Here is a 26,920-nt window from a genome sequence, read left to right as displayed (position 1 = left end):
CGCCGCCCCGCAGCGCGACTATCTCCCTGTTGTTTACGCTTCCCAGCCTAATAAAAAACAGAGGGATTCTGGCAATGCGCGATTACTTGTCTGCCACCGCACAGTTCAACTATCAGCACACCGTGGATGCCGCGCTCAGCGGTACGCTTGAGGCGCTCAACGCCTGCGTCGAATGCTGCGACCGCCACGCCTTGCCGGGGCGCATTGCGCTGTTCTGGGAAGGCCGCGATGGCGCCAGTGCGACGTACACCTTCAGCGATCTGCAAGACAAAGCCGCGCGCTTCGCCAATTTCCTCCTCGCCCAGGGCGTGCAGAAGGGTGACAAGGTCGCCGGCCTGCTGCCGCGCAATACCGAATTGCTCATCACTGTGTTGGCCACCTGGCGCATTGGCGCGGTGTATCAGCCGCTGTTCACCGCGTTCGGCCCGAAAGCCCTCGAACATCGCCTGAACAGCTCCGGCGCCAAAGTCGTGGTCACCGACGCGGTCAACCGGCCGAAACTCGCTGAAGTCGCCGATTGCCCGACCCTCGTCACCGTCGGCGGCGCGAAAGGCCAGGGCATTGTCCGTGGTGATTTCAGTTTCTGGGCCGAACTGGCCAACCATTCCAGCGTCTGCGAACCGGTACTGCTGACTGGTGAAGACCCGTTTTTGCTTATGTTCACCTCGGGCACCACCGGCCCGTCGAAAGCGCTGTCGGTGCCACTCAAAGCTATCGTCGCCTTCCAGAGCTACACCCGCGACGCCGTTGATCTGCGCCCGGAAGATTCGTTCTGGAACGTCGCCGATCCGGGCTGGGCCTACGGCATTTATTTCGGCGTCACCGGGCCGTTGTCGATGGGCCACCCGATCACCTTTTACGATGGCCCGTTCACCCTCGAAAGCACCTGCCGGGTGATCAACAAGTACAGCATCACCAACCTCACCGGTTCGCCAACGGCTTATCGTTTGTTGATTGCCGGCGGCGATGAGTTCGCCAAGTCGATCAAAGGCAAATTGCGCATCGTCAGCAGCGCCGGTGAACCGCTGAATCCGGAAGTGATCCGGTGGTTCGCCGACAACCTCGACGTGGTCATCCACGACCATTACGGCCAGACCGAACTGGGCATGGTCCTGTGCAACCACCACGGCCTCGACCATCCGGTACACGTCGGCGCCGCCGGTTTCGCCTCGCCGGGCCACCGCATCGTCGTGCTCGACGACCAATACAACGAACTTGGCGTCGGCCAGCCGGGCATCCTCGCCATCGACCGACCGCAATCGCCGATGTGCTGGTTCGGCGGTTACGAAGGCGCGCCGACCAAGGCGTTCGTCGGCGATTACTACCTGAGCGGCGACACCGTGGAATGGAACCCGGACGGCAGCATCAGCTTCGTCGGTCGCAGCGATGACGTGATCACCACCTCCGGCTACCGCGTCGGCCCGTTCGACGTGGAAAGCGCGCTGATCGAACACCCGGCGGTGGTCGAAGCAGCGGTGGTCGGCAAACCCGATCCTGAACGCACCGAGCTGGTCAAAGCTTTTGTCGTATTGAGTGCGCAATACCGCGCCGCGCCGGAGTTGGCCGAAGAGCTGCGCCAACATGTGCGCAAACGTCTGGCCGCGCATTCGTACCCGCGTGAAATCGAATTTGTCAGCGAATTGCCCAAGACCCCAAGCGGCAAATTGCAGCGCTTTATCTTGCGCAACCAGGAAATCGCCAAGGCTCAAGAGGCTGCGGCGCATAACGTTTCAGCTTGAATCAGGAAATACAGTCATGCAGATCGAGAACAAGGTTTTTATCGTCACCGGCGGCGCGTCTGGCCTTGGTGCCGCCACCGCTGAGTTGCTGGTGAGTGCCGGCGCCAAAGTGATGCTGGTGGACATGAACGCCGAAGCCGTGGCCGCTCAGGCTCAGCGTCTTGGCGCGCAAAGCGTCGTTGCCGATATCAGCAACGAAGCCGCTGCCGAAGCCGCCGTGCAGGCGACCGTCGCAGCCTTTGGCAGCCTAAACGGTCTGGTCAACTGCGCCGGCATCGTCCGTGGCGAGAAGATCCTCGGCAAGAACGGCCCGCATGCGCTTAGCAGTTTTGCTCAGGTGATCAACGTCAACCTGATCGGCAGCTTCAACATGCTGCGTCTGGCCGCTGCGGCGATTGCCGAATCCGAGGCAAATGCCGATGGCGAACGCGGAGTGATCATCAACACTGCATCTGTCGCGGCGTTCGACGGCCAGATCGGTCAAGCGGCGTACTCCGCCTCCAAAGGCGCGATCGCCAGCCTGACCCTGCCGGCCGCCCGCGAACTGGCGCGTTTCGGAGTTCGCGTGATGACCATCGCCCCGGGCATTTTCGAAACGCCGATGATGGCTGGCATGACCCCGGAAGTCCGCGATTCGCTAGCCGCCGGTGTACCGTTCCCGCCGCGTCTGGGCAAGCCTGCCGAGTACGCGGCGCTGGTTCGGCATATCATCGAAAACAGCATGCTCAACGGCGAGGTGATCCGTCTCGACGGTGCCTTGCGCATGGCCGCCAAGTAAGGAGGATTTGTCATGACTATTTCCAACGATCCGATTGTTATCGTCAGCGCCGTGCGCACGCCCATGGGTGGTTTTCAGGGCGAACTGAAAAGCCTCACCGCACCGCAACTCGGTGCTGCAGCGATCAAGGCAGCGGTTGAGCGCGCCGGTGTCGCCAGCGATGCAGTCGATGAAGTGTTGTTCGGTTGCGTATTGCCTGCGGGCCTCGGTCAGGCGCCTGCGCGTCAGGCTGCGTTGGGCGCCGGGCTGGATAAATCGACCCGTTGCACCACGGTCAACAAGATGTGCGGCTCGGGCATGGAAACTACGATTCTCGCCCACGATATGCTGATCGCTGGCAGCGCCGATGTGGTGATCGCCGGTGGCATGGAAAGCATGTCCAACTCGCCATACCTGCTGGATCGTGCCCGCGCCGGTTACCGCATGGGCCATGGCCGTGTGCTCGACTCGATGTTCCTCGATGGCCTTGAAGACGCTTACGACAAAGGGCGCCTGATGGGCACCTTCGCCGAGGATTGCGCCGAAACCAATAGCTTCAGCCGTGAGGCGCAGGACGCTTTTGCCATCGCCTCGACCACCCGCGCACAGCAGGCGATCAAGGACGGCAGCTTCAAGGACGAAATCGTCCCGCTGACCGTGACCGTCGGCAAAGAGCAAGTGCTGATCAGCCATGACGAGCAACCGCCGAAAGCCAAACTGGACAAGATTGCCTCGCTGAAACCGGCGTTCCGCGAAGGCGGCACGGTCACGGCAGCGAATTCCAGTTCGATTTCTGACGGTGCGGCGGCGCTGGTGCTGATGCGTCAGTCGCAAGCGCAGAAGCTGGGGCTGAAACCGTTGGCGGTGATTCATGGTCACGCCGCGTTTGCTGATACCCCGGGCCTGTTCCCGGTGGCGCCGATTGGTGCGATCAAGAAGCTGATCAAGAAAACCGGTTGGTCGCTGGGTGATGTCGATCTGTTTGAGGTCAACGAGGCGTTTGCCGTGGTGGGCATGGCGGCGATGACGCACCTGGAAATCCCTCATGACAAGTTGAATGTGCATGGCGGTGCCTGTGCGCTGGGCCATCCGATCGGTGCGTCGGGTGCGCGGATTCTGGTGACGTTGCTCTCGGCACTGCGCCAGAGAAAGCAGAAGCGCGGCATCGCGGCGATCTGCATCGGCGGCGGTGAAGCCACGGCCATGGCTGTTGAATGCGTGTATTGAAACAAACGCCAATCCCTGTGGGAGCGAGCTTGCTCGCGAAGGCATCGTGTCAGCCAACATCGAAGTTGAATGACATACCGCTTTCGCGAGCAAGCTCGCTCCCACAGGATTTGTGTCTGAACCTGAAGTAAGGATTCACCATGATTCCCAACGAAGACCAAACCCAGATCCGCGACATGGCCCGGCAGTTCGCCGAGGAACGCCTGAAACCGTTCGCCGCCGAGTGGGATCGCGAGCACCGTTTTCCCAAGGAAGCCATCGGCCAGATGGCTGAGCTGGGCTTCTTCGGCATGCTCGTGCCGGAGCAGTGGGGCGGCTGCGACACTGGCTACCTGGCGTATGCCATGGCCCTGGAAGAAATCGCCGCCGGCGACGGCGCCTGCTCGACGATCATGAGCGTGCACAACTCGGTCGGCTGCGTGCCGATCCTCAAGTTCGGCAACGACGATCAGCGCGAACGCTTCCTCAAACCCTTGGCCAGCGGCGCCATGCTCGGCGCATTTGCGCTGACCGAACCGCAAGCCGGTTCCGATGCCAGCAGCCTGAAAACCCGGGCACGGCTGGAAGGTGATCACTACGTGCTGAACGGCTGCAAACAGTTCATCACTTCCGGGCAAAACGCCGGGATCGTGATTGTGTTTGCGGTCACCGATCCGAGTGCCGGCAAGCGCGGCATCAGCGCGTTTATCGTGCCGACCGATTTGCCAGGCTATAAAGTCGCTCGCGTCGAAGACAAGCTCGGCCAGCACGCCTCCGACACCTGCCAGATTCTTTTCGAAGATGTGAAAGTGCCGGTGGCCAACCGCTTGGGTGAGGAGGGCGAGGGCTACAAGATCGCCCTGGCCAACCTTGAAGGCGGCCGCGTCGGCATCGCGTCGCAATCGGTGGGCATGGCCCGCGCCGCATTTGAAGCGGCGCGCGATTATGCCCGTGAACGCGACACCTTCGGCAAGCCGATCATCGAGCATCAGGCCGTGGCCTTCCGCTTGGCCGACATGGCCACACAGATCGCCGTCGCCCGGCAGATGGTGCATTACGCCGCCGCTCTGCGTGACAGCGGTCAACCAGCACTGGTCGAGGCGTCGATGGCCAAACTGTTCGCTTCGGAAATGGCCGAGAAGGTCTGTTCGATGGCGTTGCAAACCCTCGGCGGTTACGGTTACCTCAACGACTTCCCGCTGGAGCGCATCTACCGCGATGTGCGTGTCTGCCAGATCTACGAAGGCACCAGCGACATTCAGCGCATGGTCATTTCGCGCAATCTTTAAGAAGGAATTTGTTTATGACTTACGAAACCATTCTGCTGGAAACCCACGGCCGCGTTGGCCTGATCACCCTCAACCGCCCGCAGGCGCTGAACGCGCTGAATGCGCTTCTGGTCAGCGAAGTGAACCAGGCACTCGATGCGCTGGAAGCGGACGCGAACATCGGCTGCATCGTCCTCACCGGTTCGAAAAAGGCCTTTGCCGCCGGTGCCGACATCAAAGAAATGGCCGAACTGACCTACCCGCAGATCTACATGGACGACCTGTTCAGCGACAGCGATCGCGTGGCCAACCGGCGCAAGCCGATCATCGCCGCCGTTAACGGTTTCGCCCTCGGCGGTGGCTGTGAGTTGGCGTTGATGTGCGATTTCATTCTAGCCGGTGATAACGCAAAATTCGGTCAACCGGAAATCAATCTCGGTGTGCTGCCGGGCATGGGCGGCACCCAGCGCCTGACCCGCGCCGTGGGCAAGGCGAAAGCCATGGAAATGTGCCTGAGTGGGCGCTTGATTGATGCAGTGGAAGCCGAGCGTTGCGGGATTGTCGCGCGGATCGTGCCGAGTGATGAGTTGTTGGATGAAGCGTTGAAAGTGGCGGCGGTGATTGCCAGCAAGTCGCTGCCGATTGCGATGATGATCAAGGAAAGCGTGAACCGTGCCTTTGAAGTCAACCTTACCGAGGGCGTGCGATTTGAGCGTCGGGTGTTCCATGCGGCGTTTGCCACGCAGGATCAGAAGGAAGGGATGGCGGCGTTTATTGCCAAGCGTGAGGCTGCATTCCAAGGCAAATAAATGTAGTGCCTGAGCTGACGCCTTCGCGAGCAGGCTCGCTCCCACATGAGGTTCTCGGCGTTCACACAATCTGTGTTCGCTGGAGATCTCTGTGGGAGCGAGCCTGCTCGCGCCCCTCACCCTAACCCTCTCCCGGAGGGAGAGGGGACTGATTGGGGGATATTGATGATCTGCGCCGACCTGAAAGAACTTTACTGAATCCCTGATCGACCTGGTTTACCCAATCCATAATCGCCTCGGTCTTTCAGGTCGATGTATGACGCCATACACCTCGGTCGGCTCCCTCTCCCACTGGGAGAGGGCTGGGGTGAGGGAAAAGGGGCCACACCATTACAACTGATAGTTCTTCAACTCCCGCGCAATCACCATCCGCTGAATCTCGCTCGAGCCTTCATAGATCTGGGTAATCCGCGCATCGCGGTAGTACTTCTCGACCGGATAATCCTCCAGATACCCGTACCCGCCATGAATCTGAATCGCCGACGAGCAAACCTTCTCGGCCATTTCCGAGGCAAACAGCTTGGCCTGCGACGCCTCTGACAAACACGGTTTGCCCGCCGTCCGCAGCCGCGCCGCATGCAGGATCATCAGCCGCGCCGCGTTGATCTGCATGTGCATGTCAGCCAGCAGGTTGGCAATGCTCTGGTGTTCGTTGATCGGTTTGCCGAACTGAATACGGTCACGCGAATACACCAGCGCCGCTTCAAACGCGGCACGCGCGATACCTAGTGCCTGCGCCGCAATGCCAATACGTCCGCCTTCAAGGTTGGACAGTGCAATCGCCAGGCCTTTGCCGCGCTCGCCGAGCAGATTGGCCTCGGGAATGCTGCAGTTGTTCAGCGTCACCGCGCAGGTGTCGGAAGCGCGGATGCCCATCTTGTGTTCAGTGCGATCAACGATAAAACCCGCAGTATCGGTAGGCACCAGAAACGCCGAAATACCTTTCTTGCCCAGATCCGGATCAGTCACCGCAAACACGATCGCCAGCTTCGCCCGTTTGCCGTTGCTGACAAATTGCTTGGCGCCGTTGATGACCCACTGGCCGTCACGCAGTTCGGCGCGAGTGCGCAGGTTGTGCGCTTCGGAACCGGCCTGCGGTTCGGTCAGGCAGAAGCAGCCGATGGTCTGACCGCTGGCCAGATCCGCCAGCCAGGTCTGTTTCTGTTCTTCGCTGCCGTAATTGAGCACGGGGCCGCAACCCACCGAGTTGTGGATGCTCATGAAAGCGCCAGTCGCGCCGTCACCGGCGGAAATCTCTTCCACGGCCAAGGCGTAGGCAACGTAATCGACGTAAGTGCCACCCCATTCCTCGGGCACCACCATGCCGAGCAAACCCAATTCACCCATCTTCGCCACGAGTGCGTCGTCAATCCAGCCAGCCTTTTCCCAGGCCTGCGCGTGTGGGGCGATTTCGCCACGGGCAAAGTCCCGGGCCATGTCGCGGATCATCACTTGTTCTTCAGTCAGTTCGAGATCGTGCATGGCTCAGCTCCCGCTCTCAGCAAACTCGTGGAAGAAACTCGCGACATGCGCAGCGTCCAGCGCAGCGAGGGTCGGCGGGTTCCAGCGCGGTGTCTTGTCCTTGTCGATCAGCAGGGCGCGGACGCCTTCGATCAGGTCGCCGCGCTTGAACCACTGGCGATCCAGATGCAGTTCCAGCGCAAAGCAATGTTCCAGGCTCAAGTGGCGGCCGCGACGCAGCATCTCCAGAGTAACGGCCATGGCCAGCGGTGAGCGGGTTTCCAGCAGGTCAGCGGTGGTGGTCGCCCACTCATGGCTGTCGGCGACGGTCACCGCGCGCAATTGTTCGACCATGCTCGGCACGTCCGGCAGGGCGAAGAAATGGTCGATGGCCGGGCGCAAAGCCTCAAGTGGCGCATCGGGCAAGGTTTGCACGGCGTGCTTGGCCAGCAGGTTTTGCAGGGCTTTCAGCGGCGTGTCCTGCCACTCCATCTGATCGAGTCTTTCGTCGAGCAGCGCCAGTTTGCTGCTGTCCAGATACCAGTCGGCGAGGCCGCAATACAGCGCATCGGCGGCACGAATCTGCACGCCGCTGACGCCCAGATAAATCCCCAGCTCACCGGGAATGCGCGGCAGGAAATAACTGCCACCGACATCGGGGAAATAACCGATGGCCACTTCCGGCATCGCCAGACGGCTCTTCTCGGTGACCACGCGCAGATCGGCGCCTTGCACCAGACCCATGCCGCCGCCGAGGACAAATCCGTCCATCAGCGCCAGCACCGGTTTGCGGTAGTGATGAATCGTCAGGTCGAGGGCGTATTCCTCGACGAAGAAATCTTCGTGCAGCGTGTCGCCGCTTTTGAAGCTGTCGTACAGCGAACGAATATCGCCACCGGCACAGAAGGCTTTTTCACCAGCACCGCGCAGGACCACGGCGTGAACATCGGCGTCAGTCGCCCAGGCATCGAGCTGCTGTTGCAGCAGGCGCACCATGTCGAGGGTAATGGCGTTGAGACCGGCGGGGCGATTGAGGGTCAGGTGACCGATATGATTGCGAACCTCGGCCAGCACTTCGTTTTGCGTGGCATCCATGGACGGTGTCCGCGGGGATGAAGCCTGAGCTGTCATCAGTAACTCCCTGCTTTTATTGTCTTTATTCGAGAAGCTCGCGCGCGAGCGTTACCGGATCGTAACAGTGCAAATTTGCCGTGTACAACCGGGATATTCGCAGGGGGAGTTTGCGTTTTTACCTTGGTCGAAAATGTGCTCGGGCTCATGTAGGAGCTGCCGCAGGCTGCGATCTTTTGACTTTGATTTTAAAGATCAAAAGATCGCAGCCTTCGGCAGCTCCTACACAGGGATTCAGCGGAAGGTTTGGGTAATGCTGCGGCGCTTGGCGTGCAGTTCGCTGGCGTGGATCAGTTGTTCGAGGTCTTCAGGGGTTATGTCGATGAAGGCTTCCATGTCGGCCAAAGCGAGTTTCAGGTCTTCGGCGGTGATGGCCTGACTGTCGACCGGTGTCAGCACCGGCGCCGATTCTGCCGGACGTTTCGGGTAACGGATCCGCGTCAGATTGTTGTAGGCCAAGGCGCTGAGCAGCATGCACGCGGCGCCAAGCATCACCGGTTCCATGGCTTTCCAGTCCATGGCGATGGTCGCTGGATCGGCCAGAACCAGCGTCAGCGCCAACGCTCCAGCGGGAGGATGCAGGCAACGCAGCCAGCACATCAGAATCAGCGCCATGCCCGCCGCCAGACAGGCGCTGCCCAGCGTTCGGCCGAGCACATGGGCCACCAGCAACGCGACGACGCCGGCACACAAGTAGCCGCCGAGAATCGACCAAGGCTGCGCGAGGGCGCCGGAGGACACGGCGAACAGCAACACCGCCGAAGCGCCCAGCGGGCCGATCAGATGATAGGCGACGTCATGACCGAATACCTGCGCGCACAACCACACACTGAACAATGTGCCCAGCGCCATGCCGATGGCGGCACGGCTCCATTCGGTCGGGCGGGTATTGATGGCGGCGGGCAACCAGCGAGCGAGCATTTAAATCTGATCCTTGCAGCAAATTCGAGGCAAAAAAAAGGACTTGTCCGGCATATCCGGAAAGCCCTCGAAGCGTTCCAACATTGGGGGAGGAACCCGCACAGTGTGCCGATCAATCTCGATGCTGACAAATTCATATTAATGCACATTTAGTGCATTAATTTTGAATTGAAGCGACGCGGCGACCGCTCATGAAACATAAATAGCCACCCACAGCGGCCATTGCGCTCAAGGCATAGAACATGCTCGGCGCCGGTGTGTGCATCAGCAGAAATCCGCACATGACCGGACTGGCTGCACCACCCAGCGCCGCCAGATTCTGCGCGCCGTAGTAGCTGCCGCGCAGGTCTTCCGGGGCCAATGTGTCGACGAACAGAAAGTCCGCCGGGTAAATGATCATCTCGCCCAAGGTGAAGATGAACATCGCCACGCACCAGCCGACCAGGCTGTCGGCCAGACTGAAGCCGATCAGCCCGACGATGAACAAGGCGGTGCCGCCGGCAATCCAGTGACGCAGGTGTTCGCGGCTGAGCAAGCGGCCGATCTGGTACTGCAACAGGATCACCGTGATTGCGTTGCACGCGAGCAAGGCGGCCATGGTGTCCAGCGTCTGTTGCTGGGTGTGGGTGACCAGCAGGTATTGCGACAGGTACAGGGTGAAACGCCCGTGCACCAGGGTGCTGAGCAGGCAACCCAGGGTAAACAGGATCATCGTGCGGTCGTTTTTCAGGATGATCAGGGTTTTCAGAAAACTCGGCGGCGCAGCGACTGGAGTGATCGGGCTGGCTTCCCGGCCGGTGCCGAGCAGCAGAAAGAGGCTGCCGATGGCAATCGCACCGGCCACGATAAAGGGCGCAGCGGGCTGCACCCCGGCAATCACCACGCCGATCATCGGGCCGACGGCATAGCCGATGTTGGTCAATGTGTAGTTGAGGGAAAACGCTTTGACCCGTTGGCCGACTGGCAGGTTTTCACTGAGGATGGCTTTGGAGCAGATGAGGAACAGCGCCGACGCCGTTTCGCTGATGATCAGCACCAGGGTGACCAGATACAGATTCTGCGCGAAGGTCAGCAGGATCAGACCGATGCCGCTGGAGAGCATGGTCAGGATCAGCAACTGGCGTTTGTCGAGCCGATCGATGATGTAACCACCGTACAGCGACAACAGGGTGGCGCTGAACACCGCAATGCCCAGCAGCAGACCGACGTCTTGCGGATTGAGGCCGAGCTTGTTGCTGAGGAACAGCGTCAGCAGCGGGCTGATCAGGGCGCGGCTGATAACGACGGTCAGCGAACTGATCATCAACCGGCGGATGAGGCGCGAGTAGGTGGCCACGAAGGGTCAATGTCCTTATTTCAAATACCTGGCGGGCGTACGTCATCCTTACCGGGCAATCATCACCGGTCAAGCCGCCATAACACCATCCCCTGTGGGAGCGAGCCTGCTCGCGAATGCGCAGTGTCAGTCAACATTGATGTATCTGACACAACGCATTCGCGAGCAGGCTCGCTCCCACAGGGGATTTTCATTGCTTTCAAATCAGGGGCAGGCGCATGGCACAGCGACCTTCCGGGGGAAAGCCGTGGGTGATTTCGGCTTGCAGTGCTTCGCGCAGATGGTGATCGGCGACTGAGGGAATCAACTCGATAAACCCCATGCGCTGATAAAACGGCGCATTCCACGGCAGATCGCGGAAGGTGGTCAGCGTCACTGAGTTCAACTGCATCACGCGCGCTTGTTCAATGACTGCCGCAACCAGTGCGCGACCCATGCCTTGTCCTTGAAAAGCCTGACTGACGGATAGCTCCTCAATGTGCATGTGCTGATCGATGTCTACAGCACGAACAAATCCAGTCAGTTGCCCATCGCTATTTTCAGCAACCCACACGTACGCCTGTTCGATGGCCTGCAGATGCTGAGCAGCATCGGGCACTTCGGCATCAGCCAGCCACGCCAACGGCGGTTCAAGACGAAACAATTGCGCGGCCGAACGCTCGATCGCGGGGAGGGCAACCGCGTCAGCAGGGCTGGCGCGGCGTACGTCGAAGGTCATGTTGAAGCGCATCCTGCCGATCAAGAGGTCGACAGGTTACGGTTTCAGCCACAGCAATACATAGTCGTTTTTATCAAAACGCCCGTTCAACACCGGCTGCGCACTTTCCAGTGGCGTGCCCTTGAGGGATGGCAGATCACTGCGATCCATCATCAGCCACGCCGGACCTTTGAGCGCCTCCAGTTGCTGGATCGAGTCGCTGAACTGCGGTTGCAGATCCTGCGAGAGATTGACCATGAACTTGATCGCCTTCGCATCCTTGCCCATACCGTGCAGCACCAGTGGCGCCGGGTTTTGTTGAACCTGGGCGAACACCGCGCGACTGAACGTCTGGGTGTCGTACAACCGCCGCTCCACCGGCTCGAACACTGCCGCGTACACCGTCCACAACGCCAACACGGCACTCAACGCCAGCACTTCGACACGCCAACGCGGGAGCAACAATCGCGACAACGCCAGGAGTTGCAGCAGGCCCAGCACGATAAACACCCAAGACACTTCACTCAATTGCTCGGGAAAGCGCCGTTGAGCGACCAGCAAAACCACCAGAAGCAAGCCCGGCGTGACCAGCCACAAGCCCATGATCAAGCCGCGCAAATAGCGGAACACCCGCCCATGCGCAACCTGAAACGGATACGCCGCAATGATCGCCGCCATCGGCAGCATCGGCAGCAGATACCGGGCCTTTTTCGCCTGGGGAATCGACAGGCCGACCATCACAATCAGTCCCGCCGCCGCGCAGTACTGCACCAGACGCAGCGCCGGGCCACGTTGCTGCGGTTTGCTCAGCCAGGCCGCCACCAGTACCAGCAATGCCAGCGGATAGGCCAGCGCGTAGTTGCCGAACGAACTGGTGAAGTAATACAGCGAACCGCTGACGCCTTCGCTGCCGTCCATGCGCCCCATGAACTGCATGCGGATCACGTCCTGCAAGAAGACCGGGCCACCGCTGAGTTTCGCCAGCCACAACAGCAGGCCGACGCAGGCTGCGAGCAGCAGCGAAGCCAGTACGCCGAACACCAGCAGTCGCGACCACTCACGGTTGAGCAGGTAATAGCTGCACAGCATGCCGGTCGGCACCACCAGACCAATCGGCCCGCGAATGCCGAAGCCGAGCAGCAGCAACGCGAAGATCAGCGGCCAGTGACGCCTGCCGGCAAAATGCTCATGGGCATAACCCAGATAGAACACCGCGAAGGCCACTGCCGCGAGCATCAAGTCCTGCGACACCGCGCGCACTTCAGTGACGAAACCGCTGGTGAGCATCAGCAACGCAATACTGATCAACGCCCAACGCCGCGAGTACGGCGCCAGCAGTCGATACATCAGTGTCACGATCAGCGCGCCGGCGACGGCACTTGGCGCCCACGCCGTAAGCGCGTTCACAGTGCCGAACGGCAGCGACAGCAGCCAGATGAACAGCGTCGAAACTGCAGAATAATCCGCGTACGGCTGACCATAAGTGGTCGGAAACACCGTCGGCCCATGCCGCAGCATTTCTTGCGCGAACAACACGAACCGCGAATCGAAACCGATCGGAGCCTGCCCGTAGACTCCGGCCATGAACAATAAAAACGCCAGCAACCCTGCGATCAGGGACTGCCGGCGGATTTCAGGCGATAACGTGATCAAGCGACGTCGGACGCGTGCGGCCACTGTTGCAGCGGAATCGGCAACTTGCGCGATTCGCCACGGCCCATCGGGAAGTAATGGAAGCCGTTGCGCGCCAGACGCTCAGCGTCGTACAGGTTACGGCCATCGAAAATCACCGGAGTGTTGAGGCGTTGTTTGATCAGGTCGAAATCCGGTGCCTTGAACTGCTGCCACTCCGTGCAGATGATCAGCGCATCGGCGCCGGGCAGTACCGATTCCGGAGTGCCCATCAGCATCAGTTTCGATTCGTCCGGGTAGAGGTTCTGGGTTTCCTGCATGGCTTCCGGGTCGAAGGCGCGCACGCTGGCACCGGCGGCCCACAGTTCTTCGAGCAGGACACGGCTTGGCGCATCGCGCATGTCATCGGTGTTGGGTTTGAACGCCAGGCCCCACAGGGCGAAAGTCTTGCCGCGCAGGTCACCCTTGTAGAACGCGTTGATGCGCTCGAACAACTTGTGTTTCTGCCGTTGATTGATCGCCTCGACCGCTTGCAGCAAATCGCTGGAGCAGTGCGCTTCTTCGGCGCTGTGGATCAACGCGCGCATGTCTTTGGGGAAGCACGAGCCGCCATAACCGCAGCCCGGATAGATGAAGTGGTAACCGATGCGCGTGTCGGCGCCGATGCCCTGGCGCACCGATTCGATGTCGGCGCCCAGGTGTTCGGCGAGTTCGGCGATCTGGTTGATGAAGCTGATCTTGGTCGCCAGCATGCAGTTGGCGGCGTACTTGGTCAGCTCGGCGCTGCGCAGGTCCATGAACATGATGCGGTCATGGTTGCGGTTGAATGGCGAGTACAGATCGCGCATCACGTCGCGCACTTCATCGCCTTCGCAGCCGATGACGATACGGTCCGGACGGCGGCAGTCAGCAACGGCCGAGCCTTCCTTGAGGAATTCCGGGTTGGAAACGATATCGAACTGCAGCAGGCGGCCGGTTTTGATCAAGGCTTTTTCGATGTGCTTGCGCAAGGTGTCGCCGGTGCCCACCGGTACCGTGGATTTTTCCACCAGAATCAGCGGCTGCTCACGATGCCGGGCAATCGCGTCACCCACCGACAGCACGTAGCGCAGATCCGCCGAGCCATCCTCACGCGACGGCGTACCGACGGCAATAAACGCGACTCGACCGTGCTGCACGGCAAGTTGCTCATCAGTGGTGAATTGCAGGCGTTTCGAATCCAGACCCTCACGAACGAGGCTGGCCAGCCCCGGTTCAAAAATGCTGACATGACCCTGGCGCAACAGGTCGACCTTCTTCTGGTCGACGTCCATGCACACGACATCATGGCCGACCTCGGCCAACACAGCCGCTTGCACCAGACCGACGTAACCGCTGCCAAATACTGTGATTTTCATGGAGCACTCCTGAATTCGGGCGCACGAGCCGGACGAGTGTTGATGGTGATGACCCCGAGCATGACCAACGCCACGCCCAGTGATTTAGTGAAACTGAAGGATTCGTTGAACAGCGGCAGACTGGCCGCCAGCAGATAAACCAGCGCATAGCTGATGCTCAGCAGCGAATAAGCGCGGCCCAGCGGCAGATCGCGCAGGGCGGCGAGCCAGCAGAGCATCGACAGTGCGTAGGCAAAAATCGCCGTAACGACCACGGCCAATGCGCGCAGGTCGAGGCTGTCGATGTGCAGCCATTTTTCCGGTGCGGGCAGACGGGTCATGCTCCAGCGCATGCCCAGTTGCGCAGTGCTGACGAGAAACACGCTGCCCAACGCGAAGGTGATGCCGCGACGTTGATTCATGACTGTTGCCCCAGCAAAACCACGCCGCCGATTACCAACGCCACGCCAAGCCAATGCTGGCGGTCGATGGGTTCACGGAACACGAAGCGCGCGATCAGGGTAATCAGTACGAAGTTGAGGCTGAGCATCGGATAAGCGATGCCGACCTCAAGGCGCTGCAACACCAGCAGCCACACCAACAGACCCGAGCCGAGAGCGAGCAGGGCCAGCCATAACCACGGCGAGTGCAGTTTGCCGGTCAGCGAAGAATCACCCCCGCGCCAACTCTCCACGGCGTACTTCTGCGCGATCTGACCGAGACAGGTCAGCAGGCACGCAGCCAACAGCAGCAACAGGCTCATGACGCCTCCTTGGGCAGGATCATGATCACCAGGTTGCCCTGTTCGTAACGGATGCCGTCCTTGGGCAACTTGTCGATTTCGTCCAGTTCGTCCTGCCCCTTGACGCGCATCACCACGCCGACCGAACCGCTGCGGCGCGCCTCGCGCATCCACTGTTGCACGTCTTTGCTGTCGACCCGCTGTTGAATGCCGTCAGGATAGGCAAGGCCATATTTCAATTCGCCTATCGTGTTGTACAACGCCACTTGCGGGGTTCTCAGGCGCCAGGCCAGCGCCGAAGCGGCACCCAGATCGTTGCTCAGCAGATGGGTGGTTTGCGCCAGTTCGCTGACGTGATGCTTGATGAACTGATCCGGTATCTTGTTGGCGACCACCGATTTGGGCAGCGCCGCCGGCAACACGGCGATCAGCAACAGGCTGCCGAGCGCCGGCGCGGCCCAGCATTGCAGCGGCAGAAAGGCTTGCAGGAGGTTGGCGATGATCCAGCCGATCAGCGCGATAAACACCAGCACCATGCTGTGCAGTTCGTGGTCGTAGACCGGTTTGGTCAGTTGCAGATAGACCAGCGCGATCAACGTGACGACGCCCAGCAACAGATTGAGCAGACCATTGATGCTCAGCGCGCGACCTTGCTCAAGACGCAAGCGGTCGGCCAGCGAGTTGCCCAGCAACAACGCCATCGGCAGCAGGCACGGCAGGATGTAAGTCGGCAGTTTGCCGTTGGCCAGGCTGAAAAACCCCAGCGGCATCGCCAGCCAGAGCAGCACAAAGACCACTTTCGGTTGAGCGCGGGTTTGCCATGCCTGCTTGAATGCCGTCGGCAGCAACCCTACCCACGGCAGACTGAACGCCACCAACAGCGGCAGATAGAACCACCACGGCGCATCGTGTTGCGCGTCATCACCGGCAAAGCGACGAATATGTTCGTGCCAGAAGAAGAACCGCCAGTAGTCCGGCTCCTGCGCATGCACCGCGAGCACCCACGGCAGGCTGACGAGGATCGCCACGGCAATCGCCACCGGGCCGAACATCAGCAGTTCACGCCAGCGTTTTTGCCAGAGCATCCACGGCAGGGCGATCAACACCGGCAGCAGCCAGGCGAGGAATCCCTTGGTCATGAAACCCATGCCACACGCCAGCCCCAATACCGCCCAGGCCGCCATGCGCTTGCCGCTGGTGTGGCTGTCGACGGCAAACCACAGCGCCACCAGACTCAGGTTGACCCAAAAGGTGAACTGCGGATCGAGGTTGGCGTAACCGGCCTGACCGGCGACCACGGTAAAACTCATGTAGAGCAGGGCGCAGACGAAGCTTTTACGCGGCTCGTTCCACAAGCGCCGGGCGACCAGATAGCACAGCAGCACACTCAACCCGCTGCTCAGCGCCGACGCGAAGCGCACGCCGAACAGGTTTTGCCCAAACAACTCCTGACCCAGCGCGATCATCCAGTAACCGGCAATCGGCTTCTCGAAGTAGCGCAGGCTCATGAAGTGCGGCGACACCCAGTTGCCGCTCAGCAGCATGTCCTGGCTGATCTGTGCGTAGCGGGTTTCGTCGGGAATCCACAAGCCGTGCGTGCCCAGCGGCAGCAGATAGGCCAGCAAGCAAATGACCAGCAACAGCAGTGGCAGCGTCCAGCGTTTAATCATGCGCCTTGCACTCCCAGCCAGCCTTCACGGCCGTCGAGGGCGCCGCGTTGCACGCGACCTACGGGCAAGGTGTTGAAGAACTCGGGCAGCAAATCGCCCAGCGGTTTGAAATCGATATCTCGCTGGCGCGCATCGGCCAGCAATTGGCGAAAATCCTCAGCCATCAGAATCCCTTCTACTTCGGCGTGAATGGTGTAGACGTTGAGCTGTTGCGGGCGAAAGTGATCAAGGATGAAACCGTTGAAGTCCCGCGCCGCTACGATCGGGCCGACGACTTCGTCGAAGGTCGGCAAATCCACCGGAATCTGCGGTGTACCCGGCGTGCCGTCGGCCAGCAACGGGCGAAACAGGCGTTGCCCACGGCAATCGCTGTTGTAGCGAAAGCCGAAGGCTTGCTTGGCCTCGATCACGCGCTCGTCCGCACGCCAACCGGCAGCGGCGGAACACTCGACTTTCTCGCCGAGAATGTCGCTCAAGGTGTCGACGCCCTGACGAATCTGCTCGATCAGTTGCGCGTTGCTCCAGCGCCCGGCATTGGCCTGCCAGCCGTGGTGATCCCACGCATGCAGGCCCACTTCATGACCGGCATCGCGGGCCTGACGCATCAGGTGGCCGAGATCGCGGCCAATCGGTTTGCCCGGCCACGCGGTGCCGGCCAGCAGAATGTCCCAGCCATACAGGCCGGCCGCGTTGGAGCGGAGCATCTTCCAGAGAAACTGCGGGCGGATCAGACGCCACAGATGCCGGCCCATGTTGTCCGGGCCGACACTGAAGAAGAACGTTGCCTTGATCTGCGCCTCGTCGAGCATTTCCAGCAGCCGCGGCACACCTTCACGGGTGCCGCGGTAGGTGTCGACGTCGATACGAAGTCCTGCCTGCATTACTTCTTGTCCGCGATTTCGAGCATGGCCTCGCGCAAGAAGAAATCGAGCGTATTGCCGATGGTCTCGCGCATTTCCACGGTCGGCGTCCAGTCGAGCAGACGCTTGGCGTTGGCAATGCTGGGTTTACGGTGCTCGACGTCCTGGTAACCGGCACCGTAGAACGCCTTGCTTTCCACGTCGCGGAAACCGGCGAACGGCGGGAAGTTGTCACGCAGCGGGTGCGCTTCGAACTGACGCAGTAGCTCTTCGCCTAACTGACGGATGCTGGCTTCGTTATCCGGGTTGCCGATGTTGATGATCTGGCCGTTGCAGACGTCGTTGTCGTTATCGATGATTCGCGCCAGTGCCTCGACGCCGTCAGCGATGTCGGTGAAGCAGCGTTTCTGTTCACCACCGTCGAACAGGCGAATCGGCGTGCCTTCGACCAGGTTGAGGATCAACTGGGTGATGGCGCGGGAGCTGCCGATGCGGGCCGAGTCCAGACGGTCGAGACGCGGTCCCATCCAGTTGAACGGGCGGAACAGGGTGAAATTCAGACCCTTGGCGCCGTAGGCCCAGATCACCCGGTCCAGCAGTTGCTTGGAGACGGAGTAGATCCAGCGCTGCTTGTTGATCGGGCCGACCACCAGGTTCGAGGTGTCTTCGTCGAAGTGCTTGTCCTGGCACATGCCATAGACTTCCGAGGTCGACGGGAAGATCACGCGCTTGTTGTACTTGACGCAGTAGCGCACCAGTTTCAGGTTTTCTTCGAAGTCGAGTTCGAACACACGCAGCGGGTTGCGGGTGTATTCGATCGGCGTGGCGATGGCCACCAGCGGCAGGACCACGTCGCACTTCTTGATGTGGTACTCGATCCACTCGGAGTGAATGCTGATATCGCCTTCGACGTAGTGGAAGTGCGGATGGCTGCGCAGACGGTCGATGGCGTCGGAGCCGATGTCCAGGCCATAGACTTCGTAGCGGTCGTCACGCAGCAGACGCTCGGACAAGTGATTGCCGATAAAACCGTTAACGCCGAGGATCAGCACGCGAGTGCGACGCGGTGCGCGGCCGGATTCAGCTCCGCGCAGCAGCGAGCCATCGACCAGACCGAGTTCACTGGCCAGTTGCGGGCCGCTGAGGAACAGACCATTGTCGTTGCGTTGACCGGAGAGGATTACCAGCGAATCTTCGCCGCAGGCAATGCGCAGCGGGTCGACACTGATCACCCGACCCGGTGCCTGACCGTCGTTGCCCTTGGCAACTTCAGCGCTCCAGACGATGAGTTTGTGCTCACCGACCGCGCAAAAAGCGCCCGGATACGGTTGAGTGACGGCGCGAACCAGGTTGAATAACTGCTCGGCCGGTTTCGCCCAGACCAGCTTGCCGTCCGCTGCGGTGCGACGACCAAACACGGTGGCTTTGGATTCGTCTTGCGCGGTTTCACTGACCTTGCCTTGCAACATGGCCGGCAGGGTGTCACGCAACAGATCAGCGGCGGCGGTGCGCAACTTGCCGTGCAGACTCAACGCGGTGTCGCTACGTTCGATGGCAACACGCTGCTGGGCGACGATGGCGCCGGCATCTGCACGTTTGACCATGCGGTGCAGGGTGACGCCGGTTTCGGTTTCGCCGTTGACCAGCACCCAGTTGGCCGGGGCGCGGCCGCGGTAGCTCGGCAACAGCGAGCCGTGCAGGTTGAACGCGCCTTTTTTGGCCAGAGCCAGCAGTGGCTCGCTCAGCAAGTTGCGATAGTAGAACGAGAAAATATAGTCAGGATCGAGTTTGGCAATGCGCTCGATCCACAGCGGATGATTGACGTCTTCCGGCGCATGCACCGGAATGCCTTTGGTGGCGCACAGTTGCGCAACCGATCCGTAAAAAGCGTTTTCTTTCGGGTCATCCGCGTGAGTGAACACCGCCGCAATGTCATAGCCGCTGTCGAGCAGGGCTTGAATGCCGGCGCAACCAATATCGTGATAAGCGAAGACAACAGTTTTTGCACTCATGAGTGAACCTGACCGGTAGTAGAAGTAGAAGAGAGACCGTCAACAGTGACCGCAGGCGCCGGCTCGGCGGCGTGGCTGCGCAAGACTTTTTCAATGAAGAAACGCGGGCGAGCGCGCACGTCGCTGTACATGCGGCCCAGGTATTCGCCGAGCAGACCCATGCCGATGAACTGGCCGCCGGTGAACACAAAGAGCACGGCGAACAGCACGAACATGCCGTCACCGGCCCAGCCGGAACCGAACGCCAGGCGCATGACGATCAACGCAAAAGCAAACAGCAATCCAAGCCCGGCCATGGTGAAACCGACGATGCTCAGCAGGCGCAAAGGTGTGGTGGTCATGCAGGTGATCAGGTCGAACATCAGGTTGATCAAACGCATCGGGCTGTACTTCGAATCGCCGTGTTCACGCTCGGCGTGGGCAACGACGATTTCCGTGGTGTGGCGGGCGAAGCTGTTGGCCAGAATCGGGATGAAGGTGCTGCGTTCACGGCAGGCGAGCATCGCGTCGATGATCGTCCGCCGGTAAGCGCGGAGCATGCAGCCGTAATCGCTCATGGCGACGCCGGTGGAGCGCTGCACGGCGAGGTTGATCAGCTTCGACGGGTAGCGGCGCAGGGCCGAATCCTGGCGGTTGCCGCGCACGGTGCCGACGACGTCGTAACCTTTTTCGGCTTCGGCGACCAGGCGCGGGATTTCTTCTGGCGGGTTCTGCAGGTCGGCGTCGAGGGTGATGACGACATCGCCTTTGCACTGCTCGAAACCGGCCATGATTGCCGCATGCTGGCCGTAGTTGCGGTTGAGGATGACGGCCACGAACGGGCTGTCCTCACGGCTCGCAGCTTCTTCCAGAAGGTTGGCGGATTCGTCACGGCTGCCGTCGTCGACGAGGACGATTTCATAGTCGTGACGCAGCATCCGGCAGGCCGCCTCGGTGCGGCGCAGCAGTTCCGGAAGGCTGTCCTGTTCGTTGTAGACCGGGATGACGATCGACACACAGCGGATCGGATAGGGTTTCACGGGCGTTTGTCCATAAGAGTGGCGATGGCACCGACCACGCGATCAAGGTCTTGATCGCTCATGTCGGGGAACAACGGAATCGAGCACAGCCGCGCCGAGTTCCATTCGGTGTTGGGCAGATACAGATCGGGGTCACGCTGGCGATACCAGGTGTGCAAGTGGGTGGCGATGAAATGGATACCGGTGCCGATGCCCTGGTCCTGCAAGCCTTGCATGAAGGCTTCGCGGTCCATGCCGCAGCGCTCGCTGTCGATGCGCAGGATGAACAGGTGCCAGGCGTGGGTCTGCGCGTAGGCAGGCACGGCCAGCGGTTGCACCGGCAGGCCTTCGAGTTTTTGCCGGTAGGCGGCGGCCAGTACGGTGCGGCGCGCGTTGATCGCGTCCAGACGCTCCAGTTGCACCAGCGCAATCGCGGCATTGATGTCGGCGAGGTTGTACTTGAACCCCGGTTCCATCACTTGCGCCTGCGGCTTGCGGCCACCGGTCAGGCGATCGTAGGCGTCAACGCCCAGACCGTGGAATTTGAGCATGCGCACGCGGCTGGCCAAGGCTTCGTCGTCGGTGACGAACATCGCGCCTTCGGCACAGGTCATGTTCTTGATCGCGTGGAAGGAAAAAATCGCTGTGCCCTGCGCGCCAACGTGGCGGCCCTTGTAACGGGTGCCGGCAGCGTGGGCGGCGTCTTCGATGACTGCGATGCCATGTTTGTCGGCCAGCGCGTACAGCGGATCGAGATCAAACGCGGCGCCGGCGTAATGCACCGGAATGATCGCTTTGGTGCGTGGGGTGATGGCGGCTTCGATGCGTGCGGCGTCGGTCATCAGGGTGTCGCGGTCAACGTCGACGAACACCGGTGTGGCGCCGAGCAGCGAGATCATGTTGGCGGTCGACACCCAGGTCTGCGACGGGGTGATGACTTCGTCGCCCGGGCCGATACCGAGTGCCAGCAGGGTGATGTGCATGCCGCCGGTGGCGGACGAAAGTGCCACCGCATGCCGACAGCCAACGTAGTGCGCGAATTGTTCTTCGAGTGCCTGATTTTTCGGTCCGGTAGTGATCCAGCCGGAACGCAATACTTGCTCTACGGCTGCAATTTCTTCATCGCCGATACTCGGACGAGAAAAGGGGAGAAACGCCTGACTCATGAACACCTCATCACAAACAATCAGAAGAAAACCAAGTCACCAGATAGGATCCAATCTCAGCGTAGACGCAAAAAATACCTTTGCATCAATAAGTTGCTGAAAAGACTTACCGTCGGGGTTCGGTTGACTTTTGTGGCTTCGCGCGGCAGTTTGGACAGGGCCGACGCGGGATCTGTTGGAATTAAGGTTATGCCCGTTTTTGTGAAAGGAACATGAAAAACCGGTCGGCGAATCGTTTATCTAGAACTCATACAGCCGCTGTTCAGACTTCTACCGTTTATCGTCGTTTTTAGTAGAAAAGTCCTACGGAAGTGTCCCCTTTATAGGGGAAATGTTGCAGTTGTTAGTTGCTGTGTTGAATTGTTTTTACTCAAGGCCTTTACGTTTGACTGACTTGTCCGTTGTACCGCTGCAAACCCGCCAAACCAATCCGATGACCCTGTATCTGGCGCGCCTGGCTCCCTCCAGCCAGTTAACCATGCGCTACGTTTTGCAGGATGCGGCCGACCGTCTCGGCTTTGAAGACATGAATGTCGAGGATATTCCCTGGCATGCGTTACAACCTGAAGATGTTGTTGCGCTGGTTGCCGCTTTGCGCGAAGACAACTATGCGCCGAACACTTCTTCGCTGTATGTGAATGCCGTGCGCGGTGTGATGAATGAAGCCTGGCGCATGAGCCTGATTTCTCAGGATCATTTGTTGAAGATGCGTTCGGTCAAAGCCATTGCCGGCACCCGCTTGTCGCAGGGGCGCAACTTGAAACGCACCTTGATTCACGAATTGATGGAAGTCTGCGCCGCCGATCCACGCCCTCAGGGGTTGCGCGACGCGGCAGTGATTGCGCTGTTGTACGGCACCGGCATGCGTAAATCGGAGTCGGTGGATCTGGACTTGAACCAGGTCGATTTCACCGAGCGCAGCCTGACCGTCACCGGCAAGGGCAATAAGCAACTGATCAAGTACGCGCCGGCCTGGGCGTTCGCCAAACTCGATGCGTGGCTGGAACTAAGACGCTCCCAACTCAAGGAAGGCGAGAGCGACGATGCCTTTCTGTTCAACCGCATCCGGCGCGGCAGCCACATCACCCGCGAGCGCATCACCAAACACGCGATTTACTACATCGCCCGTCAGCGGGGTACTCAGGTCGGGGTGAAGATCATGCCTCACGACTTCCGTCGCTCGTTTATCACGCGGGTGATCGAAGAGCATGATCTGTCGATCGCGCAGAAGCTCGCGCACCACAGCAACATCCAGACCACCGCCAACTACGATGTGCGCGATGACAACGAGCGGCGGCGTGCGGTGGATCGCTTCGATCTGTAATCAGCAAGCGGCGAACAGATGGGCCGCACCGAGCACCGATAACTGCACGTCGCTGCCAGCAGGCGGCGCGTGCATGCCGGAACTGCGCACCAGCAGCGAACGTCCTGGATCCTGAGTGATCGACGAGCGCAGTTCGACGGTGAGGGTGCAGGTGTTGCCGGCAAACTCGCGTTCGGTGACCACGGCGGGGCAGCCTTGTGTGCCGAGTACGGCGCCGGACAACTGCAACTGTTCGGGCCTGAGCATGATCTGCGCATTGCCAATAAAGCCGTTGCTGTTCACCGGCACCTGGCCGAGATCGCAGTGGGCCAGACCGGATTCGATCCGCGCCGGCATGACCACGGCTTCACCGAGAAAATGCGCGGTCTGCTCGTCGTGGGGAAAGCGGTAAAGGTCCATCGGATGCCCGGATTGCACCAGCCGCCCGCCGCGCATCACTGCCAACTGATCGGCAAATGACAACGCTTCACCCTGATCGTGGGTCACCAGAATCGTCGTGACGCCAGCGTCCTCGAGCAAGCGCGCAACCATTTTGCGCATGGCGCTGCGCAGGCCGGTGTCGAGGGCGGAGAAGGGCTCATCGAGCAGCATCAGTCGCGGTTGTTGCGCCAATGCCCGGGCGAGGGAAACCCGTTGCTGCTGGCCGCCGGACAGTTCATGCGGCCAACGGTTGGCCATGTTGGCGTCCAGCGAGACGCTGTCCATCAATTCCTTGATCCGTTCCTCTCTGGCGGTGCCGGTTAGCGTCAGGCCAAAACCGATGTTGGCGGCGACGGTCATGTGCGGAAACAGCGCGCCATCCTGAGGGACATAACCGATCTGCCGTTGATAAGCGGGCACGGCGTGAGTGCTGTCGACCAGCACCTGACCGTTGAGCGTGAGGCTACCGGCATCAGGGAATTCAAACCCGGCAATTATCCGCAGCAGGGTGGTTTTGCCTGAGCCGGACGGGCCGACAATCACCGTGCGGCTGCCGGTCGGCACTGACAGGCAGATGTCATCCAGCGCTTTCTGCGCGCCAAAGGACTTGTTCAGGGAGATCAGTTCGAGTGCGTTCATCGGCCAGCGGTGCGCCTGGATTGGTGATAGAGGAGGGCCGTCAGCGGCAGCGAAAGCAGCACCATCAACAGTGCGTAAGGCGCGGCGGCGGCGTAATCGATTTCGCTGGTCATCGCCCAGAAGCCGGTGGCCAGCGTACGGGTGCCGTTGGGGGCGAGCAGCAAGGTCGCGGTCAGTTCATTGGTGATCGCCAGAAACACCAGCGCGGCGCCGGCGGCAGCGCCCGGCGCCGCGAGGCGCAAGGTGATCAGCCACAAGGCGCGCAGGGGCGATCGGCCGAGGCTTTGCGCAATGTTCTCCAGTTCTACTGGCGCCTGGGCAAAACCGGCACGCAGGCTGACCAGTGCGCGTGGCAGGAACATCAACAGGTAGGCGAGCAGTACAGTAATGGTGGTCTGGTAGATCGGCCGGGCGAAATGGATGGTCACGGTGACAAGTGCCAGCGCCACGACAATCCCCGGCAGCGAACTGGTGATGTAGTTGCAGCCTTCTAGCAGGCGCTGCAGTTTGCCCGGTGCACGAATCGACAGCCAGGCAACCGGAATCGCCGCCAGACTGGTCAACAACGCACCGGCGACGCCGAACGACAGGGTTTGCAACAGCGCGGGCAGCAGTTCGCCACCGCCCCAGACCTCAACGCCACCAGCAATCAACCAGCGCCCCAGCGTCAGTAACGGCACGCCGAGCGCGAGCAGGCAGGTCAGCCCTTGCAGGCTCAGCCCGAGAATGACAGTGCCGCGACTCAACAACACGGTGCGTTGTTCGCGCGCACTGCCGGAGCCCACGCGGGCATATCGCGCCTTGCCCCGGGCGGCGGATTCGACGGAGAGCATGGCCAGACAACACAACGCCAGAACACCCGCGAGCATGTTCGCCGCCGGGCCGTTGAAGGTCGATTTGAACTGATCGAAAATCGCCGTGGTGAAGGTATCGAAGCGGATCATTGCGTAGAGGCCGTACTCGGCCAGCAGGTGCAACCCGACCAGCAATGCACCGCCACAAATCGCCAGACGCAACTGTGGCAACACCACACGGAAAAATACCGCCCAAGGCTTGAGACCCAAGGATTCGGCGACGTCTTCAATCGCCGGATCGAGACGACGCAAGGTCGCCGCAATCGGCAGATAAAGAAACGGAAAATAAGCGATCACCGACACCAGTACGCCGGCCGGCAATCCATGAATCGAAGGAATCAGACTGACCCACGCATAACTGTGTACGAACGCTGGCACCGCCAGCGGCGCCACGGCCAGCAATGACCACAAACGCCGACCGGGCAAGTTGGTGCGTTCGGTCAGCCAGGCCAGTGTGGTGCCGAGCAAAATGCATAGCGGCAGGGTGATCAACACCAGCAGCACGGTGTTGATCAGCAGTTCCGCCACCCGTGGACGAAACACCAACGCTTCGATAGTCGCCCAGCCAGTCGCCCATGACACACCAAGCACAAACGCGATCGGCAACAGTGACAGCAATGAAACGCCGATCGCCAGCGCAACCACCCACGAACCCCCGCGACCGGTGAGCGCGCGGGGTTTAAGTCTAAGGCTCGCGGAGGCCGTAGCTGCGACCTGCGCGGGTAGGGTTTCGGGGAGCACTTACAGGATTCCCGCCTGGGTCATCAGCTCGACGGCTTTCTTGCTATCGAGTTTCGACGCGTCGACGGTTGGCGCATCAAGATCCTTCAGCGGTGTCAGTTTCGGGTTGGACGGCGCGTCCTTGCCGACGGCGTACTCAAACGAGGTGCCGCTGTGGAGAATCTCCTGACCTTCCTTGCCAGTGATGTATTTGACGAACTTCTGCGCCTCTTCCTGATGTTTGCTGGAGGCCAGCACGCCAGCGCCGGAGGTACTGACAAACGCACCCGGATCCTGATGTTTGAAGTAGTAAAGCTTGGTGTTCTGGCTGTTTTCGCCGGTCTTGGATTGATCGACGAAGCTGTAATAGTGGTAGATCACGCCGCTATCGATCTGCCCGGCATTCACCGCTTTGAGCACCGCGCTGTTGCCGCGATACACGGTGGCGTTGGTTTTCATGCCTTTGAGCCAGTCGAGCGTGGTGGCTTCGCCTTTCTGCTCGAGCACGGCGGCGACGATGGCCTGGAAGTCAGCGCCGGCCGGTGAAGCAGCCCAGCGACCTTTCCACTCCGGTCTGGCCAGATCGAGCAGGGATTTCGGCAGGTCTTTTTCCGCCAGTTTCGCCGGGTTGTAGACGAACACCGTAGAGCGCGCGGCGATGCCGATCCATTGGCCGTGGGCCGGGCGGTACGCCGCGTCCACTTGTTGCAGCGTGGCCGGCGCGATCGGCGCGAACAGCTTGGCGTTGTCGACCAGCGCCATCGCTGGGGAGTTTTCGGTGAGGAACACGTCTGCCGGCGAGGCCGCGCCTTCCTGCACGATCTGGTTGCCCATTTCAGTGTCGTCGCCGTTGCGAATCGTCACCGGAATCCCGGTTTCCTCGGTGAAACCGGCAACCCAGGCTTTGGTCAGGCTTTCGTGCTGGGCGTTATAAACCAACAAGCCAACACCGTCAGCCGCAACGGCTGAGCCTGCGCTGAGCAGGGCGCTGACCAGCAATGCGTGTTTCAGAAAGGACGGGACCTTTGAATTCATAACGGTGACGCTCCTGATTTTTTAGACGTTATGGGCAGGCATTCGCGGGCAGACTTCAATGCGAATGATTTGCAGATATTCAGCCGCAGGCAATGTAGAGAGGCAAATGAGAAAAAAACGTCAAACAAACCGTTAATACATGTCATT

At 60.5% G+C, this 26,920-nt stretch carries 23 protein-coding genes; 6 read left to right on the top strand and 17 right to left on the bottom strand.

From position 1 onward, the window contains the following. Positions 1–74: 74 nt before the first annotated feature. From F8N44_RS04135 to F8N44_RS04110, 5 genes are all read left to right on the top strand, one after another. The gene (locus tag F8N44_RS04135; protein WP_150649428.1) at positions 75–1,739 is read left to right on the top strand and encodes an AMP-binding protein; all 1,665 of its coding nucleotides are present in this window, start codon (positions 75–77) and stop codon (positions 1,737–1,739) included. Between the two features lie 16 nt (positions 1,740–1,755). After that, positions 1,756–2,517, top strand: coding sequence for an SDR family NAD(P)-dependent oxidoreductase (locus tag F8N44_RS04130; RefSeq protein WP_150649427.1), 762 nt, complete (start codon positions 1,756–1,758; stop codon positions 2,515–2,517). A gap of 12 nt (positions 2,518–2,529) precedes the next feature. Further along, positions 2,530–3,723, top strand: coding sequence for an acetyl-CoA C-acyltransferase (locus tag F8N44_RS04125; protein WP_150649426.1), 1,194 nt, complete (start codon positions 2,530–2,532; stop codon positions 3,721–3,723). Between the two features lie 140 nt (positions 3,724–3,863). Then, complete coding sequence (locus F8N44_RS04115) at positions 3,864–4,991, top strand: acyl-CoA dehydrogenase (RefSeq protein WP_150649425.1); 1,128 nt, start codon at positions 3,864–3,866, stop codon at positions 4,989–4,991. A gap of 14 nt (positions 4,992–5,005) precedes the next feature. Continuing rightward, complete coding sequence (locus F8N44_RS04110; RefSeq protein ID WP_150649424.1) at positions 5,006–5,779, top strand: enoyl-CoA hydratase; 774 nt, start codon at positions 5,006–5,008, stop codon at positions 5,777–5,779. A 330-nt stretch (positions 5,780–6,109) separates the two neighbouring features. Here F8N44_RS04110 and F8N44_RS04105 read toward each other — a convergent pair whose 3' ends face one another. The 14 genes from F8N44_RS04105 to arnB all read right to left on the bottom strand — a co-directional run bounded on the left by F8N44_RS04105 (position 6,110) and on the right by arnB (position 21,781). Beyond that, positions 6,110–7,261: an acyl-CoA dehydrogenase family protein gene (locus F8N44_RS04105; RefSeq protein WP_150649423.1), complete on the bottom strand. Its 1,152-nt coding sequence runs from the start codon at positions 7,259–7,261 to the stop codon at positions 6,110–6,112. 3 nt (positions 7,262–7,264) lie between these two features. After that, positions 7,265–8,371: an enoyl-CoA hydratase/isomerase family protein gene (locus F8N44_RS04100; protein WP_150649422.1), complete on the bottom strand. Its 1,107-nt coding sequence runs from the start codon at positions 8,369–8,371 to the stop codon at positions 7,265–7,267. A gap of 234 nt (positions 8,372–8,605) precedes the next feature. Next, positions 8,606–9,292, bottom strand: a complete 687-nt coding sequence (locus F8N44_RS04095; protein WP_150649421.1) for an HPP family protein — start codon at positions 9,290–9,292, stop codon at positions 8,606–8,608. Between the two features lie 157 nt (positions 9,293–9,449). Beyond that, complete coding sequence (locus tag F8N44_RS04090) at positions 9,450–10,628, bottom strand: MFS transporter (protein WP_150649420.1); 1,179 nt, start codon at positions 10,626–10,628, stop codon at positions 9,450–9,452. Between the two features lie 199 nt (positions 10,629–10,827). Beyond that, on the bottom strand, positions 10,828–11,346 hold the full coding sequence (locus tag F8N44_RS04085) for a GNAT family N-acetyltransferase (protein WP_150649419.1): 519 nt from the start codon (positions 11,344–11,346) through the stop codon (positions 10,828–10,830). A 36-nt stretch (positions 11,347–11,382) separates the two neighbouring features. Beyond that, positions 11,383–12,978, bottom strand: a complete 1,596-nt coding sequence (locus F8N44_RS04080; protein WP_150649418.1) for an ArnT family glycosyltransferase — start codon at positions 12,976–12,978, stop codon at positions 11,383–11,385. Next, positions 12,975–14,354 (bottom strand): UDP-glucose dehydrogenase family protein, encoded by a 1,380-nt coding sequence (locus F8N44_RS04075; protein WP_150649417.1) that lies wholly within the window; start codon positions 14,352–14,354, stop codon positions 12,975–12,977. Before F8N44_RS04075 ends, F8N44_RS04080 begins: the two co-directional genes overlap by 4 nt. Next, positions 14,351–14,755 (bottom strand): 4-amino-4-deoxy-L-arabinose-phosphoundecaprenol flippase subunit ArnF, encoded by a 405-nt coding sequence (gene arnF, locus F8N44_RS04070; protein WP_150649416.1) that lies wholly within the window; start codon positions 14,753–14,755, stop codon positions 14,351–14,353. Before arnF ends, F8N44_RS04075 begins: the two co-directional genes overlap by 4 nt. Further along, on the bottom strand, positions 14,752–15,096 hold the full coding sequence (gene arnE, locus F8N44_RS04065) for a 4-amino-4-deoxy-L-arabinose-phosphoundecaprenol flippase subunit ArnE (RefSeq protein WP_150649415.1): 345 nt from the start codon (positions 15,094–15,096) through the stop codon (positions 14,752–14,754). The genes arnF and arnE overlap by 4 nt, the downstream gene beginning before the upstream one ends. After that, positions 15,093–16,745, bottom strand: coding sequence for a lipid IV(A) 4-amino-4-deoxy-L-arabinosyltransferase (arnT, locus tag F8N44_RS04060; RefSeq protein ID WP_150649414.1), 1,653 nt, complete (start codon positions 16,743–16,745; stop codon positions 15,093–15,095). The genes arnE and arnT overlap by 4 nt, the downstream gene beginning before the upstream one ends. Then, positions 16,742–17,626 carry a 4-deoxy-4-formamido-L-arabinose-phosphoundecaprenol deformylase gene (gene arnD / locus F8N44_RS04055; RefSeq protein ID WP_150649413.1) on the bottom strand — a complete coding sequence of 295 codons (885 nt, stop codon included), beginning with the start codon at positions 17,624–17,626 and terminating at the stop codon, positions 16,742–16,744. Before arnD ends, arnT begins: the two co-directional genes overlap by 4 nt. Further along, complete coding sequence (gene arnA, locus F8N44_RS04050) at positions 17,626–19,617, bottom strand: bifunctional UDP-4-amino-4-deoxy-L-arabinose formyltransferase/UDP-glucuronic acid oxidase ArnA (RefSeq protein WP_150649412.1); 1,992 nt, start codon at positions 19,615–19,617, stop codon at positions 17,626–17,628. Before arnA ends, arnD begins: the two co-directional genes overlap by 1 nt. Beyond that, on the bottom strand, positions 19,614–20,636 hold the full coding sequence (arnC, locus tag F8N44_RS04045) for an undecaprenyl-phosphate 4-deoxy-4-formamido-L-arabinose transferase (protein WP_150649411.1): 1,023 nt from the start codon (positions 20,634–20,636) through the stop codon (positions 19,614–19,616). Before arnC ends, arnA begins: the two co-directional genes overlap by 4 nt. Next, entirely contained in the window at positions 20,633–21,781 is a 1,149-nt protein-coding gene (arnB, locus tag F8N44_RS04040; protein WP_150649410.1) for a UDP-4-amino-4-deoxy-L-arabinose aminotransferase, read from the bottom strand. The genes arnC and arnB overlap by 4 nt, the downstream gene beginning before the upstream one ends. A gap of 433 nt (positions 21,782–22,214) precedes the next feature. Between arnB and xerC the strand changes: the two genes are divergently transcribed. Beyond that, positions 22,215–23,105 (top strand): tyrosine recombinase XerC, encoded by an 891-nt coding sequence (xerC, locus tag F8N44_RS04035; RefSeq protein WP_150649579.1) that lies wholly within the window; start codon positions 22,215–22,217, stop codon positions 23,103–23,105. On the opposite strand, the gene F8N44_RS04030 is transcribed toward xerC, so the two are convergent. The 3 genes from F8N44_RS04030 to F8N44_RS04020 are packed head-to-tail and all read right to left on the bottom strand — an operon-like array spanning position 23,106 to position 26,773. Next, positions 23,106–24,164 carry an ABC transporter ATP-binding protein gene (locus F8N44_RS04030; protein ID WP_150649409.1) on the bottom strand — a complete coding sequence of 353 codons (1,059 nt, stop codon included), beginning with the start codon at positions 24,162–24,164 and terminating at the stop codon, positions 23,106–23,108. Further along, positions 24,161–25,759, bottom strand: a complete 1,599-nt coding sequence (locus F8N44_RS04025; RefSeq protein WP_150649408.1) for an ABC transporter permease — start codon at positions 25,757–25,759, stop codon at positions 24,161–24,163. Before F8N44_RS04025 ends, F8N44_RS04030 begins: the two co-directional genes overlap by 4 nt. Continuing rightward, positions 25,760–26,773: an iron ABC transporter substrate-binding protein gene (locus F8N44_RS04020; RefSeq protein WP_150649407.1), complete on the bottom strand. Its 1,014-nt coding sequence runs from the start codon at positions 26,771–26,773 to the stop codon at positions 25,760–25,762. Positions 26,774–26,920 lie beyond the last annotated feature (147 nt).

The organism is Pseudomonas fluorescens (genome assembly GCF_902497745.1).
GTDB classification, from domain to species: domain Bacteria; phylum Pseudomonadota; class Gammaproteobacteria; order Pseudomonadales; family Pseudomonadaceae; genus Aquipseudomonas; species Aquipseudomonas fluorescens_BM.
This window is presented reverse-complemented; position numbering and strand designations above follow the sequence as displayed.